The following is a 14,384-nucleotide window of genomic DNA, read 5'->3' as shown; positions in this document are numbered from 1 at the left end:
CATGTCTAGTGGCAGCGGGCAGGGCCTCATCGAATCATCAGGAGAAGCCTTACCGCACCTGACATAATGTGCATTATCGGCTTTATCGTCGTTGTTCAGGATGCAATGTCGGCGACAGCGAGCCCAGCTTCTTGCCAAGCTCTGAGGAGCGCCCGATCGCCACTCGCCGCGAGCGTGTCAGCACCAGCGACCCGAAGGGCGCTGGCGCACTGAATGGCGTCGTAGCCACGCAATCGAAACTCTTGCGCGCACGCTGCGGCCGTCCGCATAGCCACCTCGTCGATTTCGATGATGTCGACGCTTTCCCAGAGTGTGTCCAACTGTCTCAGGGCGTGCTGAGCCTCATCCTCGTGAATTTTCGCACCACGCACCGCCGACGCGATCGCCGCAGCGGCTTCGACGTAGGTCGTCCGAGCCGACACATGCGCGCTAGCGCTAGCCCACAGTCGCTGACACCGTGCACTTGTGGGCTCATCGATCACAAGCGGAATGATTGCGGACGTATCCGCATACAAGATCACCGACGCTGCTCGCTGACCAGATCACTCACAATGGCGCCGGACCGAGCCTTGATCGGCGCCGCCAGCGGGACGGCAGAGCCTCGGTTTGCCGCGGGCGTCACAATGCCCTCAGCGATCAGCCTCTCCAACGGACTCGCCTGATTGATCGGAACGATCTTCGCGACCGGCTTGCCATGATCCGTGACGGTGATCTCCTCGCCGTCGCTGACGCTTGCAAGATAGCGGCTGAGGCCGTCACGCAGTTGCCTGACACCCACGTTCATCGGTCACTCCCCCCTTTGTGGCGTCTTCTTTCCTTTATTGTAGCCACAATTGCACCGAGCCACTAGGGAATCCGTCCGATAGCCAATAGGTGCGCACTCATGTCGCGAACACCGGCAGTATCGGATGCTTCGTCTGCCAGCCGGCGGGCAGCATCCGCTACGGCTGGATCGACATCAACGGGCAGCTGCTCCAAGAAGACACCAGCCGGGCCCTCGACTCCGTGGACGTGCACATCGACAGCCCCGGCATCCAAAAGCTCACGCTCGAGCGACTCAGCGGTGTGAAAGTGCCCGGCGGGAAATCGCAATCGTGACGACGGCGTGCCATCGCGCAACAGCTCGACCCACTCATCGACGTCGCCGTTCGCGGGGTCTCGGGTGAGAAAGATCTGCCCGAGGGCGACATAACGAGAGATCGCTCCGGCGAAGATCCACCCTCCTGAGGACGTCACACGGATCGCTTCTGTTATTGCGCGGCGTCGGTCGGCCTCTGCACTCAGGTGGTAAAGCGGCCCCAGCATCAGTGTCGCGCCGAAGCTGCCATCCGCGAATGGGAGGTTTCTGGCGTCGCCGATCTGCGCAGAGACACCGGATGCTTCAGCCGTGGCCACGTGTTGGGCCACCGGGTCGATCAGCGTGACGTCATAGCCATGCTCCTGAAGCGCGACACCGTGGGCGCCGGTGCCTCCGCCGTCGTCGAGGATGCTGCTGCCTGCGGGAACTCTCTCCCGGATGAGCGCTTGCACACGCTGGTGCTCCAGCGGTCCCTGTGCCGAACGCGTTGCCAGTCGGGCACCTTCGTCGAAGGTGCCGCTGTAGTACGACTGGATTCGTGCGTCGAGCTCGTGCTGATCCGTCATTTCGTCCGCTCTGTCACTTTCGAGTTCACGCGCCGACGTACTCGGCGAGGTACTCCCCCGTCAACGTCGACTTCGCCGCGACGAGCTCCGCTGGTGTGCCTTCGAACACCACCCGACCTCCGTCGTGCCCGGCGCCAGGACCGACGTCGATGATCCAGTCGCCGTGCGCCATCACTGCTTGGTGGTGTTCGATCACGATGACCGTCTTCCCGGCATCCACCAGCTTGTCGAGCAGACCGAGGATCTTGTCGACATCCGCCAGATGCAGCCCCGACGTCGGCTCATCGAGGACATAGATGTCGCCGTCATCACCCATCTGAATCGCCAACTTGACGCGCTGGCGTTCACCGCCGGACAGCGTTGAGAGCGGTTGGCCCAGCGACAGGTACCCGAGGCCGACATCGTCGAGGCGTTCCAGGATCTTCACCGCAGCGGGAATCTTCGAGTCCGGTTGGGAGAAGAACTCGCGCGCCTCCGCGACGGGCAAGTCGAGGACCTGAGTGATGTCCTTCCCACCGAGCGTGTACTGCAACACGGCTGCCTGGAATCGCTTGCCACCGCAGTCGTCGCATGGTGTCTCGATCGTGTCCATGAAGCCGAGCTCAGTGATGATCACCCCCGACCCCTTGCACGAAGGGCAAGCACCCTCGGAGTTCGCGCTGAACAGCGCGGGCTTCACGCCGTTCGCCTTGGCGAACGCCTTGCGGATCGGTTCCAGCATCCCGGTGTAGGTCGCGGGATTGCTGCGTCGCGAACCCTTGATGGCGCTCTGATCGATCGCGACCACACCATCGCGCTTCGAGACCGAACCATGGATGAGGGAGCTCTTCCCCGACCCGGCGACGCCCGTGACGACGGTCAGCACGCCCATGGGGATATCGACATCGACATTCTGCAGGTTGTTCGTGTCAGCGCCTCGCACCTCGATGGCACCGCTCGCCTCACGAACCTCGGATTTCAGTGTGGCGCGATCATCCAGATGACGACCCGTGATCGTGTCGCTCGAGCGAAGATCGTCGACCGTCCCCTCGAAGCAGACCTCCCCTCCCCCGCTTCCCGCGGCAGGACCGAGATCGACCACGTGATCACCGATCATGATCGTCTCCGGCTTGTGCTCCACAACAAGCACAGTGTTTCCCTTATCGCGCAACTTCAGCAGCAGCGCGTTCATGCGCTGGATGTCGTGCGGGTGCAATCCGATCGTGGGCTCGTCGAACACATAGGTTACATCTGTCAGCGACGAACCGAGGTGACGCAGCATCTTGATCCGTTGCGCCTCTCCCCCGGACAGTGTGCCCGATGGTCGATCAAGACTCAGGTATCCGAGCCCCAGCGTGACGAATGCCTCCAGATTCGCGCTGAGTGCCGTCAGCAGCGGACCAGCCTCGGGAAGATCGAGTCCGCCGACCCACGCGGCAAGATCGGTGACCTGCATACGGCATGCATCCGCGATGCTCACACCATCGATCTTCGAAGACCTTGCGCCCTCGGTGAGTCGCGTCCCGTCGCACTCCGGACACGTCGCGAATGTCGCCACCCGCTCGACGAACGCCCGGATGTGCGGCTGCAGCGCGTCGAGGTCTTTCGAGAGCATCGATTTCGTGATCTTCGGAATGAGCCCCTCGTAGGTCATATTGATGCCGGAGATCTTGACCTTCGTCACCTCGCCGTAGAGAAAAAGGTGTCGCTGCTTCTCAGAGAACTCTGCGATCGGTTTGTCTGCCGGATAGAACCCGGACTGCGAGAACCCCTTCACCATCCAGCCGTCAGCGGTGTAGCCCGGCACCATGATCGCACCCTGATCCAGCGACTTCGTTTCGTCGACGATCTGAGCGAGGTCGAGGTCGGAGACTGCTCCCCTGCCCTCGCACCGCGGGCACATGCCGCCAAGATAGATCGCATCCTTCACAATCTTCTTCTCACCACTGGGCCCGGTCATCACGCCGCTGGCCTTCTGGGTGGGGATGTTGAAGGAGAACGCTGTCGGTCCACCGATGTACGGCTGGCCCAGCTTGCTGAACAGAATACGCAGCATCGCATTCGCGTCCGTGACTGTGCCGACGGTTGACCGAGGATTCGCGCCGAGCCGTTCCTGATCGACGATGATCGAGGTCGTCAGCCCTTCGAGCACATCGACATCCGGTCGCGGAACCGAAGGCATGAAGCCCTGCACGAACGCGCTGTATGTCTCATCGATCATGCGCCGGGACTCAGCGGCGATGGTGTCGAACACCAGCGAACTCTTGCCCGATCCGGAGACTCCTGTGAACACCGTGAGGCGTCTCTTCGGGATCTCGACGCTGACGTCCTTCAGGTTGTTCTCCCGAGCCCCTTCTACACGGATCAGATCGTGGGTATCGGCGGTGTGCGAAGCGGCGGCCATCGTCTTCTTTCTACGGGATGCGAGGAGGGAGCGCTGTCAGGCTGCTTGATTGATACGAAGGAGGTTGCCGGCCGGGTCGCGCACGGCACAGTCCCGTTCGCCGTACGGCTGATCCATCGGCTCCTGAACGATGTCTGCACCACCGGCGACGAGCTGGTCGAACAATCCGTCGAGATCATCGCTGGCGAGAGTCACCGCGCCGTAACTGCCCTTCGCAATGAGTTCGAGAATCGTACGTCGTTCATCGTCATTGAGGCCAGGGTCAGTTGCCGGCGGATGAAGAACGATCGATGTCTGCGGCTGACCGACCGGGCCGACGGTCAACCAGCGCATGCCGTCGTAGCCGACGTCTTTGCGCAGCTCGAAACCGAGGATGTCCCGGTAGAACCCGAGCGCCGCCTCCGCATCGGTGTGCGGAAGGAACGCGTAGTGAATGGTGATGTTCATGATGCCCAGGTTAGATTCGCATCGGTGCGCGGTGCTTCTTGATTCCTGATCGGTCTCGTCACGTGCTTGATCTGGAAGTTCGGGATGCCGGATACATCGGCTGCTCGTTCGCGGTAGACGCTCGGGGGAACGCCGACGAGCTCGGTGAAACGCGTGCTGAATGTGCCGAGAGACGAGGAACCCACCGCGAAGCAGACGTCCGTCACCGAGAGGTCGCCTCGGCGAAGAAGGGCCATCGCGCGCTCTACTCGTCGCGTCATGAGGTACGAATACGGCGACTCACCATATGCCGCCCTGAATTGCCTGCTCAGGTGACCGGCAGACAGGTACACCCCCCGCGCGAGTGCTTCAACGTCGAGAGGCTGCGCATACTCGCGATCGATCCGATCGCGGACGTGCCGCATGATCACGAGTTCGCGCAGGTGATCATGGTCGACGGTCGGTGTCTGCACATTTCGATCCTGCCACGCACCTGCGACATCGGGTAGCCGTCACGCGCTACGCTGAGCACGTCCTTTCACAGGACCTTCACAGAGAGGCATGCACATGTCTGAGTCGCTCACCGAGGCGAAGTCGCTGTTCACGTCCATCCGCGTCTCCCTCGCCATCTCCGGCGCCATCGCGCTGATCGCCGGCATCGTTCTGCTGGTCTGGCCGCTCAAGACCGCTGTGATCGTCACCGGCATCATCGCCGCGTACCTGATCATCGCCGGGCTCGTCTACGTGGGCCTCGGAATCTTTTCCGGGAAAAAGGGAGGATGGGCACGCGTCGGTCACATCGTGCTCGGCCTCCTCTACATCGTTGCCGGTGTCATAGCGTTCCTCAACCTCGCGGCAGCGACCCTCACTCTCGCCGTCATCACGGCGATCTTCCTGGGGATCAGTTGGATCGTTGACGGGATCGTTTCGCTGACGCTGCTCAACAAGGACGGGTCGAAGGCGTGGACGATCATCTACGCGATCATCAGCATCGCCGCGGGCATCATCGTGCTGTTCTCGCCGCTGCTCGCGGCTGTCGCGCTCTGGTGGGTTCTGGGAATCGCTCTGGTTGTTCTGGGAATCATCCAGATCGTCCGCGCGATCACGCTCGGCCGCGGTGCTTCGGAGTCCGTCGGTGCTGCGGAGCCCGTCAACCCGTACTCGGATGCTGGGACCACCCCAGCGGTCTGATCGCCCCGGTCGTCACTCAGCGACGAAGTCGCTGGTGTCCCCCACCAGTCGGGTGTTGTCGGCGGGAACCGGGTCGACCGCTGCGTGTGCCACCTCGGCCGCGAACTCAGCGACGTTGTAGAGCTTGCCCGCCGACTCGCGCCTGCCTGCGATCGCGCCCGGGTTCGCGCGCTCCAGAAGAGTGGCAGTGATCGTGCCCTCGATCATGTCGCCGGAGACGACCGTGAAACCGATGCCCTTCTCCTGCAGCGACGGAATCAGCTCGCGCAGCGCGTCTTCTCCGGCGCGCTTCGAACGGGCGACCGGCTCGTACTCGGGCATGGTGGGCGTGGTGCGGATGAAGTGCGCCTGGTGACTCGTCACGAAGACCACGCGAGAGCCGTCGCCGAGCAACGGGCGGGCTGTATTCAGAACGCTCAGCTGCGCATCTCTGTTCAGCGTCAATGCGTAGTCCTCGGCCATGCCGGACTCCATGCCGCCGGAGGCGTTGAGGACGAGGATGTCGAGATGGCCGAACTCGGCACGCACCTGTTCGAACATGTCAGCCACTGACCCCGGATCGGTGAGGTCAGCGCCGACGACGAGCGCACGCACCCCGAGCTCGCGCAGCTGTGCGGCGAGCTTTTCGGCACGCGGTGCCTTGTTCCGGAAGTTGATGACGACATCCGCGCCCGCCTCAGCGAGGTAGCGAACGGTATCGGCGCCGACGCCACGCGACGATCCGGTGACCAGCGCCACCTTTCCAGCGAGGGAACCTGCGGGCAGAACGTCGGTCACGGTGACTCCTTGTCGTGCGGGAAGCGCCGCGGAACACGCGGGCGTGATCACTTTACCAATGCGCCCAGGCCACCTCCGATGCGCGAAGCACGCGTGATAGGTTGACGACGAAGGAGGCCCATGAACGACGCATCCGTCTTCATCGAACTGGTCACCGAATGGGCGTGGATCGGCTGGCTCGTTCTCATCGCCGTGTTCCTCGTCATCGAGATGCTGACGCTCGATTTCACTTTCTTGATGCTGGCTCTGGGCAGTGCCGTTGGACTGATCGTTGGCCTGATCGGAGTGCCGCTGTGGGCGCAGCTGATCATCGCAGCCGTCGCCGCCGCGCTGTTCATCCTCGTCATCCGGCCACCTCTGCTGCGGCGTCTACACCGCGGCGAGGATCCGACGAAATCCAACGTCGACGCGCTCATCGGACTGCGTGGCACCGCACTGGCCGATATCACCCGGGTGTCCGGACAGGTCAAGGTCAGCAACGGCGACACCTGGACCGCTCGCACCGAGACGATGATGATCCCTCAGGGTGCCCCTGTCGTCATCGCATCCATCGACGGCGCGACAGCCATCGTTCGTCTTTCGGACGATTAGCCCGCTGCGCACCCCACCCGTTCTCGACGACCTCATTTACGACGACTAGGAGAAATTGTGAACGACTCCTCGTTCATTCCCACTGCGATCGGCTGGATCCTCGCGATCGCCGTCATCATCTTCGTAGTGGTCACTTTGGCCCGAGCGGTCCGCATCATCCCGCAGGCCACAGCCGGCGTGGTGGAGCGGCTCGGCAGATACCACAAGACGCTCACCCCCGGCCTGAACATCCTGGTGCCGTTCATCGACCGGTTGCGCCCGCTCATCGATATGCGCGAGCAGGTGGTCTCCTTTCCGCCGCAGCCGGTGATCACCGAAGACAACCTCGTCGTCTCGATCGATACCGTCGTCTACTTCCAGGTGACCGATGCCCGCGCCGCCACATATGAGATCGCAAACTACCTCGGCGCGGTCGAGCAGCTCACGACCACCACGCTCCGCAACGTCGTCGGCGGGCTGAACCTCGAGGAGGCGCTCACCAGCCGCGACAACATCAACGGGCAGCTGCGCGTGGTCCTCGATGAGGCCACCGGTAAGTGGGGCATCCGCGTCGGACGCGTCGAGCTGAAGGCCATCGATCCGCCCCTTTCCATCCAGGACTCGATGGAGAAGCAGATGCGCGCGGAACGCGACCGTCGAGCTGCAATTCTGACCGCCGAGGGCACGAAGCAGTCCGCGATCCTTGAGGCCGAAGGAGCCCGCCAAGCCGAGATCCTCCGCGCCGAGGGCGACAAGCAGGCCGCGGTCCTGCGCGCACAGGGTGAGGCCGAGGCGATCCAGAACGTGTTCGCGTCGATCCACCAGGGAGCCCCGGACGACAAGCTCCTCGCCTATCAGTACCTGCAGATGCTCCCGAAGATCGCCGACAGCGAGTCCAGCAAGCTCTGGATCATCCCGAGCGAGCTCACCGAAGCGCTGAAGGGCATCGGCACTGCCTTCACGCCGCGCCAGGGCTCTGACGGTCAGCCTCCGACGGGTGCTCCCCGCGCGTGACGCATCCGTATTTCGCGAAGGCACGGCGTCCCCGGGTCCTCGCCCATCGTGGTCTTCCGACCGCGCCGGGCGAGGATTCGCTCGTGTGGGAGAACACCGCCGCCGCTTTCGCCGCCGCACACGCAGCCGGAGCCGACTATGTCGAAACCGATTGCCACGTCACCGCAGATGGCGATGTGGTGCTGTTCCACGACCCGACGCTCAGCCGGCTGCTGAACGACGATCGCCGCGTCGATGAAACACGCACAGCGGAGCTCATCGAGCTCCTCGCCCCGCACGGCGGGCTCCTCACCGTCACCGAGATGCTCGAGATGTTTCCGGAGACCCGCTTCAACATCGATGTCAAAGCGGATGCCGCGACCGCTCCCCTGGGCCCGATCATCGCCCCGCATGCGCACCGGGTGCTGCTGACGAGCTTCTCGGATGCCCGGCGGCGCCGTGCAATCGGGCATGTTCTCGATGCAGGAGCGAAGGTCCGCCCTGCCGCGTCCGCCGGACAGTCGAGCATGATCCAGGTGCGGATGCTCAGCGCGCTGCGGCTCTCGCCGGCACGCGTCCTGCGCGACGTGGATGCACTCCAGATCCCCGAGCATTTCGGTGCTGTACGCGTACTCACACCTTCGCTCCTGCGTGCCGCACATCGGCATGATGTCGAGGTCCATGTGTGGACGGTGAATGATCCGGCCGATATGCACCGGCTCGTCCAGCTCGGGGTGGACGGCATCATCACCGACCACGCCGATCTCGCGCTGAAGACCCTCGGCTGAGCCGAAATCGGGCAGGGCTGGGATTCGACTGTGAATCCCCCTGCGATCGCGCCCGCATTGAGCCTGCGCACAGGCGCAAGCGATATACCTGAGGTCGACGAGAGGACCACAAAATGGCAGATCGCAGCTTGCGCGGCATCCGACTCGGCGCCCAGAGCCTACAGAGCGAAGAGGGCGTCGTTTTCATGGAACGCCGCGAGACCACCTACAAGTGTGAAACATGTGGGAATGTCACATCGTTGATGTTCGCCGCTGACGCCGAGCCGCCGCAGAAGTGGGAGTGCCGCACCTGCGGCGCAGAAGCTGTGTTGCGCGTGGACGGTGAAACGATCACTCCGGATCCGACCGACGAAAAGGTCGCCCGCACCCACTGGGACATGCTGCTGGAGCGACGGACCCGTGCGGAGCTCGAAGAGCTCCTCGAGGACCGTCTCGCATTCATCCGCGAACGCCGTGGAGCCGCACAGGACCCGAACCAGGCGAAGATCGGCGCTTAGCGCCTGCGCCGGGCGCGCCACCACCCGAACAGGAGCGCGCCCAACCCGCCCCACAGCATCACCAGCTGCAGCCAGGGGCCCAGCACAACACCAGCCGTGAGGCCGGAGCGCAGCTCGACACTCTCGAGCATCGCCCCGGCCTCATCTGCGTTAAGAGCTGCGATCGTCTGCCCTTCCGGGCCGATCATCTGGCTCGCGCCGACCGTCGAAATGTTCACGACACTCCGTCCGGTCTCGATCGCACGCATGCGTGCGAAAGCGAGCTGCTGCACGTTCTCCCCCGTGCCCCGGAAGTCAGCGTTGTTCGTCTGGAAGACGAGCACCTGTGCGCCACCGAGGATGCCTTCGTTTATCACCTCGTCGTAGATCACGTCGAAGCAGATGGCCAACCCCACCTTCACCCCATCGACATCGATCAGGGGGGCATTCGTGCCGTGGGAGTACTCGCGTCCGATGAGTCCGATCAGTTCGGGAACGATCGCGTAGTAGAAGTCACGATCGGGAACGTACTCGCCGAATGGCACGGGGAAGCGTTTGTCATGGGATTGTTCCGCAGTGCCATCCTGAGTCCAGAGCATCGACGTGTTGAAGTACTCATCACCGCGCGCTGTAGCGGCATTCGCCAGCAGCGGCGCATCGGCTCGGCTCGCGACACGCGTCATACGGCGCGCGAGCGACTCGTTGGCGAACGGATCACCGTCGACCCCACCCTCCGGCCACACGAGCAGGTCCATGTCCGCTCCGAGCAGCGGCTCGGTGGCATCGGTCTGAGCCTGGATCACCGAATACGGCTCGCGTTCGTCGAAGTAGCCGGTGGGGCCGTTTCCCTGTACGGCGCCGATGCGCATCGTGCCGGCATCCGTCGTCGGGAACGCGGGTGTCACGAGCAGGACGATGACGAGAGCTGCGGGAACGACAAGCCGCACCGGACGATGCCAGAGCCGAAGGCGGACGCTTTCGACCAGCATCGCCACGACGAACACCATCAAGAAGCTCAGTCCGCTCACCCCGACCCAGGATGAGAGCATCGCGAGCGGGCTCTCCGACTGCGTCATCCCCAGACGAGCCCAGGGAAAGCCCGTATACGGCCAGGAGCCGAGGAACAGCTCCCGGACGACCCACAGGGCCGCGACGACCGCGGGGAGCGTCACAAGGCGTCCTGTGACTCCCGGGAATGCACGCGGGAGCCACCGGTATGCCAGCGTGATCAGAATCACGGCGACGGCCGTCAGCGCAGCTTCCAGCAGCGCAAGAGCTGCCCACGGAATGATTCCGAGATATCGCGATGTCCAGGACACGAGGAGGAAGAAGAACACCGCGCCGTAGATGAAGCCCACCAGCAGCGCGCCTCCGATTCGCCGACCGATCAACGTGAGCAGAAGCAGTGCGACGGCAGGGAACGCGAGAATCCATGCGGATACGGACGGATAGGCAAGATCCATCAGGCATCCCGCCAGCGCGGCGACAGGCATGGCCAGCCACAATGGCAGGAGGGGACGGGACCGTGCCTGTGGCGCGGAAGAGGATGAAGGCATCCGTTTCATTCTCACATCGTCGAGTAGGCGACGATGCCACGTCGGACGCCGTCGAGCGCCTGCCGTGCCGTGCGCGCGATCGACAGGTCCTCAGCGACGATCGACAGCTGGTCGAGGAGATCGATCGTCTGCTTCGCCCAGCGCACGAAGTCCCCGGCTGCCATGTCCGCGTCGACGAGAACGCGATCCAGCATCCCGCCGCGTGCCCAGGCGTGCATTGCGCCCGCCAGTCCCGCCGCGAGCGGTTCCGAACCCGGCAGATGATGATCCTGCTCGAGGTCGTCGAGCTCGGCCCAGAGCGTGGTGGTCTTCTCGTAGGCTGCGCGGAAAGCACCGCGCGGCAGGCCGCGCTCCCCTGAGTTCGCCTCATCGCGGCGCGGCTCATACACGAGGCAGCACGCCATGGCTGCGAGGGAGGGCGCATCGAGGCCCTTCCACAGGCCCTGGCGCAGCGCCTCGGCGACCAGCAGGTCACGTTCGCCGTAGATGCGCCGCATGGTGCGTCCGGCCTCGGTGAGCGCCGTGTCATCCCCCGTACCCGTGACGTAGTCCAGCGCGGCGAGAACCTCGACTACGCGATCGAAGGCGCGCGCGACGGTTCCCGTGCGATTCTCGATCTGCTTGCGGGTGCGGTCGGTGTGCCGCTTGAGCTTCCAGTAGCGCTCCGCCCAGCGCGCATGCGCTTCGCGATCGGGGCAGCCGTGGCATCCATGACGCTGCATGCGGGTGCGGAGAGACTGGATCTTCTTCATCCGCTTGTCGCGCGCAGCGCGGGGCGCATGAGAATCCTGCCGGTTCTTCTTCTCGAGATCGCTGAGCTCACGCCGGATGCCGGCGTACTCGAAGAAGTCGCCGTGCTCGCAGGTCATGGCCTTGACGTAGCCGTCGAGCGATTCCTCGGCCTCACGAACCTGGCGCGCGAGCCCGACCACCGCACGGTCGGCCTGGAACTGCGCGAACGACGACTCCAGGATCTGGCGTGCGCGCGGGCGGCCGAACATGTCGATGAGGTTCACAGCCATGTTGTACGTGGGCCGGAAACTGGAATTCAGCGGGTATGTGCGCCGCGAGGCCAGCGCCGCAACAGCCTGAGGGTCCATGCCCTCGGTCCACTGCACAACCGCGTGACCTTCGACGTCGATGCCGCGGCGGCCAGCGCGTCCGGTGAGCTGGGTGTACTCCCCCGAGGTGATCGCGACACGCGCTTCGCCGTTGAACTTCTCCATCTTCTCCAGCACGACGGTGCGGGCGGGCATGTTGATGCCGAGCGCAAGGGTCTCTGTGGCGAAGACGACCTTGACGAGTTTGCGCCGATACAGCTCCTCGACGACCTCTTTGAACGCGGGCAGGAGCCCGGCATGGTGCGATGCGACCCCGCGCTCGAGGTTGTCGAGCCACTCGAAGTATCCGAGAACGCCGAGATCTTCGTCCTGCAGGGTGCGGGTGCTCGCCTCGACGTACTCCCGGATCTCGCGACGCTCTTCTGCGCTGGTCAGACGGATGCCGGAACGGCGCACCTGCTGGACCGCGGCATCGCATCCGACGCGGCTGAATATGAAGAAGATCGCCGGGAGCAGATTGGTGCGCTCGAGCAGCTGAATGACATCGGGGCGGTCCATGCGCTCGATGCGCTGCGCGTTCGATGCCCGTACGGGGCGCTTTCCGCCACGCGGCGGGCGGGGGCTCTGCCGACCGGCGTGGCGCCCACTGTTGTACTGCTGGGCACGCCTGTTGCTGTCGTGTCGGGACCCGGTGAAGGAGCGGATGCGCATCAGCTCCTGATTCACCGCCGCGGTGGCCACGCCCGCACGATCGTCGAAGAGCGGCAGGAGGTCATCGCGTACGAGCACGTGCTGTTCGAGCGGGACGGGGCGGATCTCGGAGACGATCACCTCGGTATCGCCGCGCACGGTGTCGAGCCAGTCGCCGAACTCCTCGGCGTTCGACACGGTTGCGCTCAGAGCGACGAGCCGCACGGTCTGCGGCAGGTGGATGATCACTTCTTCCCACACCGCACCGCGGAACCGATCCGCGAGGTAGTGCACCTCGTCCATCACGACATATCGGAGGTCGGTGAGAGCCGCCGAATCCGCATAGATCATGTTGCGCAGCACCTCGGTCGTCATGACGACGATCCGGGCATTGCCGTTGATGTTCGTGTCCCCCGTGAGCAGACCGACGTTCTCCGCGCCGTACACCTCGACGAGCTCGCGGAACTTCTGATTCGACAGCGCCTTCATCGGCGTCGTGTAGAACGCCTTGTCTGCCGGCGTCTGCATCGCAAGGTGAATCGCGAACTCGCCGACGATCGTCTTCCCCGCGCCGGTCGGAGCGGCCACCAGGACGCTGTGTCCGCGTTCGAGAGCGTGGCATCCCTCTACTTGGAAGGGATCCAGATCGAACGCCTGCTTCGTGGCAAACTTCGCCGTCGCCGGATGCGCGGCCGACTCACGTGCGGCGGCGTATCGTTCGGCGGGCGAGGTCATACGTCGGCGTCCGGGAGCAGCCCCTCGGCCTTCAGCCGCTTGTTCTTACGGCGATCGAACAGCATCGACAGGCCCGCTGCCGCGAAGAACAGCACGACGAGGATGCCGGCAAGAAGCAGCATGCTGACGACATCCGCGGCCGGCGTCGCAAGAGCTGCGAACACGGTGGCGATGAGGATCGCGACTCGCCATCCCTTGAGAATCGCGCGCCCCGACATGATGCCAGCGAGATTGAGCGCGACGAGAAAGACGGGTAGCACGAAGGACACCCCGACGACGAGCATCAGTTTCAGGCTGAAGTCGTAGAACTGCTTCGCCTCGAAGAGGTTGTTCGCTCCCTCGGGCGTGAACGTCGCCATGAGCTCGATGACGTGCGGCACGACCAGCGCCCCGACGTAGCATCCTCCGAAGAAGAGCGGAACCGCGGCCGCGACGAAACCGATCGTGTACTTGATCTCCTTGCGCGTGAGTCCGGGCATGATGAACGCCCAGATCTGCCACAGCCAGATGGGAGCCGCGATGAAGATGCCGAGTGAGAACGCAATGCGCATGCGCAGGTCGAACGGGGACGTCACCGAGGAGAAAGTCAGTCCGACCAGGTCATCACCGCGCTGCTCGGCGATCCGTCGAACGGGTTCACTGATGAATTCAATCACGGGGTCTGAGAGCCAGAACCCCAGTGCCATGGCGACGACGAGTGCCGCCGCGGAAATCATCAGCCGCCGGCGCAACTCCACGAGGTGCGCGCCGAGAGACATCCGGCGTTCATTGCGTGGTGTGTCACCCGCGGCCGACTCCTTGTCGATCGCGGTCACCGTCGTCAGGGATTGGTGGTGTTGCTGTTGGTGCTGCCACTGTCGACTACGGGCTTTGCTCCGTTGTCGGGAGCGGGGGTGCCGGTCGTGTCAGCGGTGGTCTGGGCGACAGCGCCGTCGTCCTCTTTCATCGCCTTCATCTCGCCCTTGAAAACGCGAGCGGACTGACCCATGCTCTTCGCGAGTGCCGGCAGCTTTGCCGCACCGAAGAGCAGGAGAATGACGAGAACGAGTACGAGCAGGTGCCAACCGGTCAATCCAGCCATGGTTCCCTCCAGG

16 protein-coding genes are annotated in these 14,384 nt (G+C 64.0%); 5 read left to right on the top strand and 11 right to left on the bottom strand.

What is annotated here, in order from left to right; all coding sequences use genetic code 11:
* Positions 1–95: 95 nt before the first annotated feature.
* From ACTIAO_RS01235 to ACTIAO_RS01210, 6 genes are all read right to left on the bottom strand, one after another.
* Entirely contained in the window at positions 96–521 is a 426-nt protein-coding gene (locus ACTIAO_RS01235) for a type II toxin-antitoxin system VapC family toxin (protein WP_441904511.1), read from the bottom strand.
* Positions 518–784, bottom strand: coding sequence for a type II toxin-antitoxin system Phd/YefM family antitoxin (locus ACTIAO_RS01230; protein ID WP_441904510.1), 267 nt, complete (start codon positions 782–784; stop codon positions 518–520). Before ACTIAO_RS01230 ends, ACTIAO_RS01235 begins: the two co-directional genes overlap by 4 nt.
* A gap of 62 nt (positions 785–846) precedes the next feature.
* The gene (locus ACTIAO_RS01225; protein ID WP_441904509.1) at positions 847–1,644 is read right to left on the bottom strand and encodes a class I SAM-dependent methyltransferase; all 798 of its coding nucleotides are present in this window, start codon (positions 1,642–1,644) and stop codon (positions 847–849) included.
* A 25-nt stretch (positions 1,645–1,669) separates the two neighbouring features.
* Complete coding sequence (locus tag ACTIAO_RS01220; protein WP_441904508.1) at positions 1,670–4,027, bottom strand: ATP-binding cassette domain-containing protein; 2,358 nt, start codon at positions 4,025–4,027, stop codon at positions 1,670–1,672.
* 36 nt (positions 4,028–4,063) lie between these two features.
* On the bottom strand, positions 4,064–4,474 hold the full coding sequence (locus ACTIAO_RS01215) for a VOC family protein (RefSeq protein ID WP_441904507.1): 411 nt from the start codon (positions 4,472–4,474) through the stop codon (positions 4,064–4,066).
* Positions 4,471–4,878: a helix-turn-helix transcriptional regulator gene (locus ACTIAO_RS01210; protein WP_441904516.1), complete on the bottom strand. Its 408-nt coding sequence runs from the start codon at positions 4,876–4,878 to the stop codon at positions 4,471–4,473. Before ACTIAO_RS01210 ends, ACTIAO_RS01215 begins: the two co-directional genes overlap by 4 nt.
* Before the next feature lie 142 nt (positions 4,879–5,020).
* Between ACTIAO_RS01210 and ACTIAO_RS01205 the strand changes: the two genes are divergently transcribed.
* Entirely contained in the window at positions 5,021–5,644 is a 624-nt protein-coding gene (locus tag ACTIAO_RS01205) for an HdeD family acid-resistance protein (RefSeq protein ID WP_441904506.1), read from the top strand.
* Between the two features lie 12 nt (positions 5,645–5,656).
* Here ACTIAO_RS01205 and ACTIAO_RS01200 read toward each other — a convergent pair whose 3' ends face one another.
* Entirely contained in the window at positions 5,657–6,421 is a 765-nt protein-coding gene (locus ACTIAO_RS01200; RefSeq protein WP_441904505.1) for an SDR family oxidoreductase, read from the bottom strand.
* Positions 6,422–6,541: 120 nt separating this feature from the next.
* On the opposite strand from ACTIAO_RS01200, the gene ACTIAO_RS01195 reads away from it, so the two are divergent.
* From ACTIAO_RS01195 to ACTIAO_RS01180, 4 genes are all read left to right on the top strand, one after another.
* Complete coding sequence (locus tag ACTIAO_RS01195; RefSeq protein WP_441904504.1) at positions 6,542–7,012, top strand: NfeD family protein; 471 nt, start codon at positions 6,542–6,544, stop codon at positions 7,010–7,012.
* 57 nt (positions 7,013–7,069) lie between these two features.
* Positions 7,070–8,005, top strand: a complete 936-nt coding sequence (locus ACTIAO_RS01190) for an SPFH domain-containing protein (RefSeq protein WP_441904503.1) — start codon at positions 7,070–7,072, stop codon at positions 8,003–8,005.
* A complete protein-coding gene (locus ACTIAO_RS01185; RefSeq protein WP_441904502.1) occupies positions 8,002–8,772 on the top strand; it encodes a glycerophosphodiester phosphodiesterase family protein in 771 nt (256 codons plus the stop codon). Before ACTIAO_RS01190 ends, ACTIAO_RS01185 begins: the two co-directional genes overlap by 4 nt.
* Before the next feature lie 113 nt (positions 8,773–8,885).
* Entirely contained in the window at positions 8,886–9,269 is a 384-nt protein-coding gene (locus tag ACTIAO_RS01180; protein ID WP_441904501.1) for an RNA polymerase-binding protein RbpA, read from the top strand.
* On the opposite strand, the gene lnt is transcribed toward ACTIAO_RS01180, so the two are convergent.
* The 4 genes from lnt to tatA all read right to left on the bottom strand — a co-directional run bounded on the left by lnt (position 9,266) and on the right by tatA (position 14,371).
* Positions 9,266–10,804: an apolipoprotein N-acyltransferase gene (gene lnt, locus ACTIAO_RS01175; RefSeq protein ID WP_441904500.1), complete on the bottom strand. Its 1,539-nt coding sequence runs from the start codon at positions 10,802–10,804 to the stop codon at positions 9,266–9,268. The two genes, ACTIAO_RS01180 and lnt, sit on opposite strands and share 4 nt — an antisense overlap.
* A gap of 11 nt (positions 10,805–10,815) precedes the next feature.
* A complete protein-coding gene (locus tag ACTIAO_RS01170; protein ID WP_441904499.1) occupies positions 10,816–13,290 on the bottom strand; it encodes a DEAD/DEAH box helicase in 2,475 nt (824 codons plus the stop codon).
* On the bottom strand, positions 13,287–14,048 hold the full coding sequence (tatC, locus tag ACTIAO_RS01165) for a twin-arginine translocase subunit TatC (protein WP_441904515.1): 762 nt from the start codon (positions 14,046–14,048) through the stop codon (positions 13,287–13,289). The genes ACTIAO_RS01170 and tatC overlap by 4 nt, the downstream gene beginning before the upstream one ends.
* Before the next feature lie 62 nt (positions 14,049–14,110).
* The gene (gene tatA / locus ACTIAO_RS01160) at positions 14,111–14,371 is read right to left on the bottom strand and encodes a Sec-independent protein translocase subunit TatA (protein ID WP_441904498.1); all 261 of its coding nucleotides are present in this window, start codon (positions 14,369–14,371) and stop codon (positions 14,111–14,113) included.
* Positions 14,372–14,384 lie beyond the last annotated feature (13 nt).

Origin of the sequence: Microbacterium sp., from assembly GCF_052099035.1 — a bacterium.
In the GTDB taxonomy this organism is placed as follows: domain Bacteria; phylum Actinomycetota; class Actinomycetes; order Actinomycetales; family Microbacteriaceae; genus Microbacterium.
Note: the sequence above shows the minus strand (reverse complement) of the source record. Positions and strands in the feature narration are given on the sequence as shown.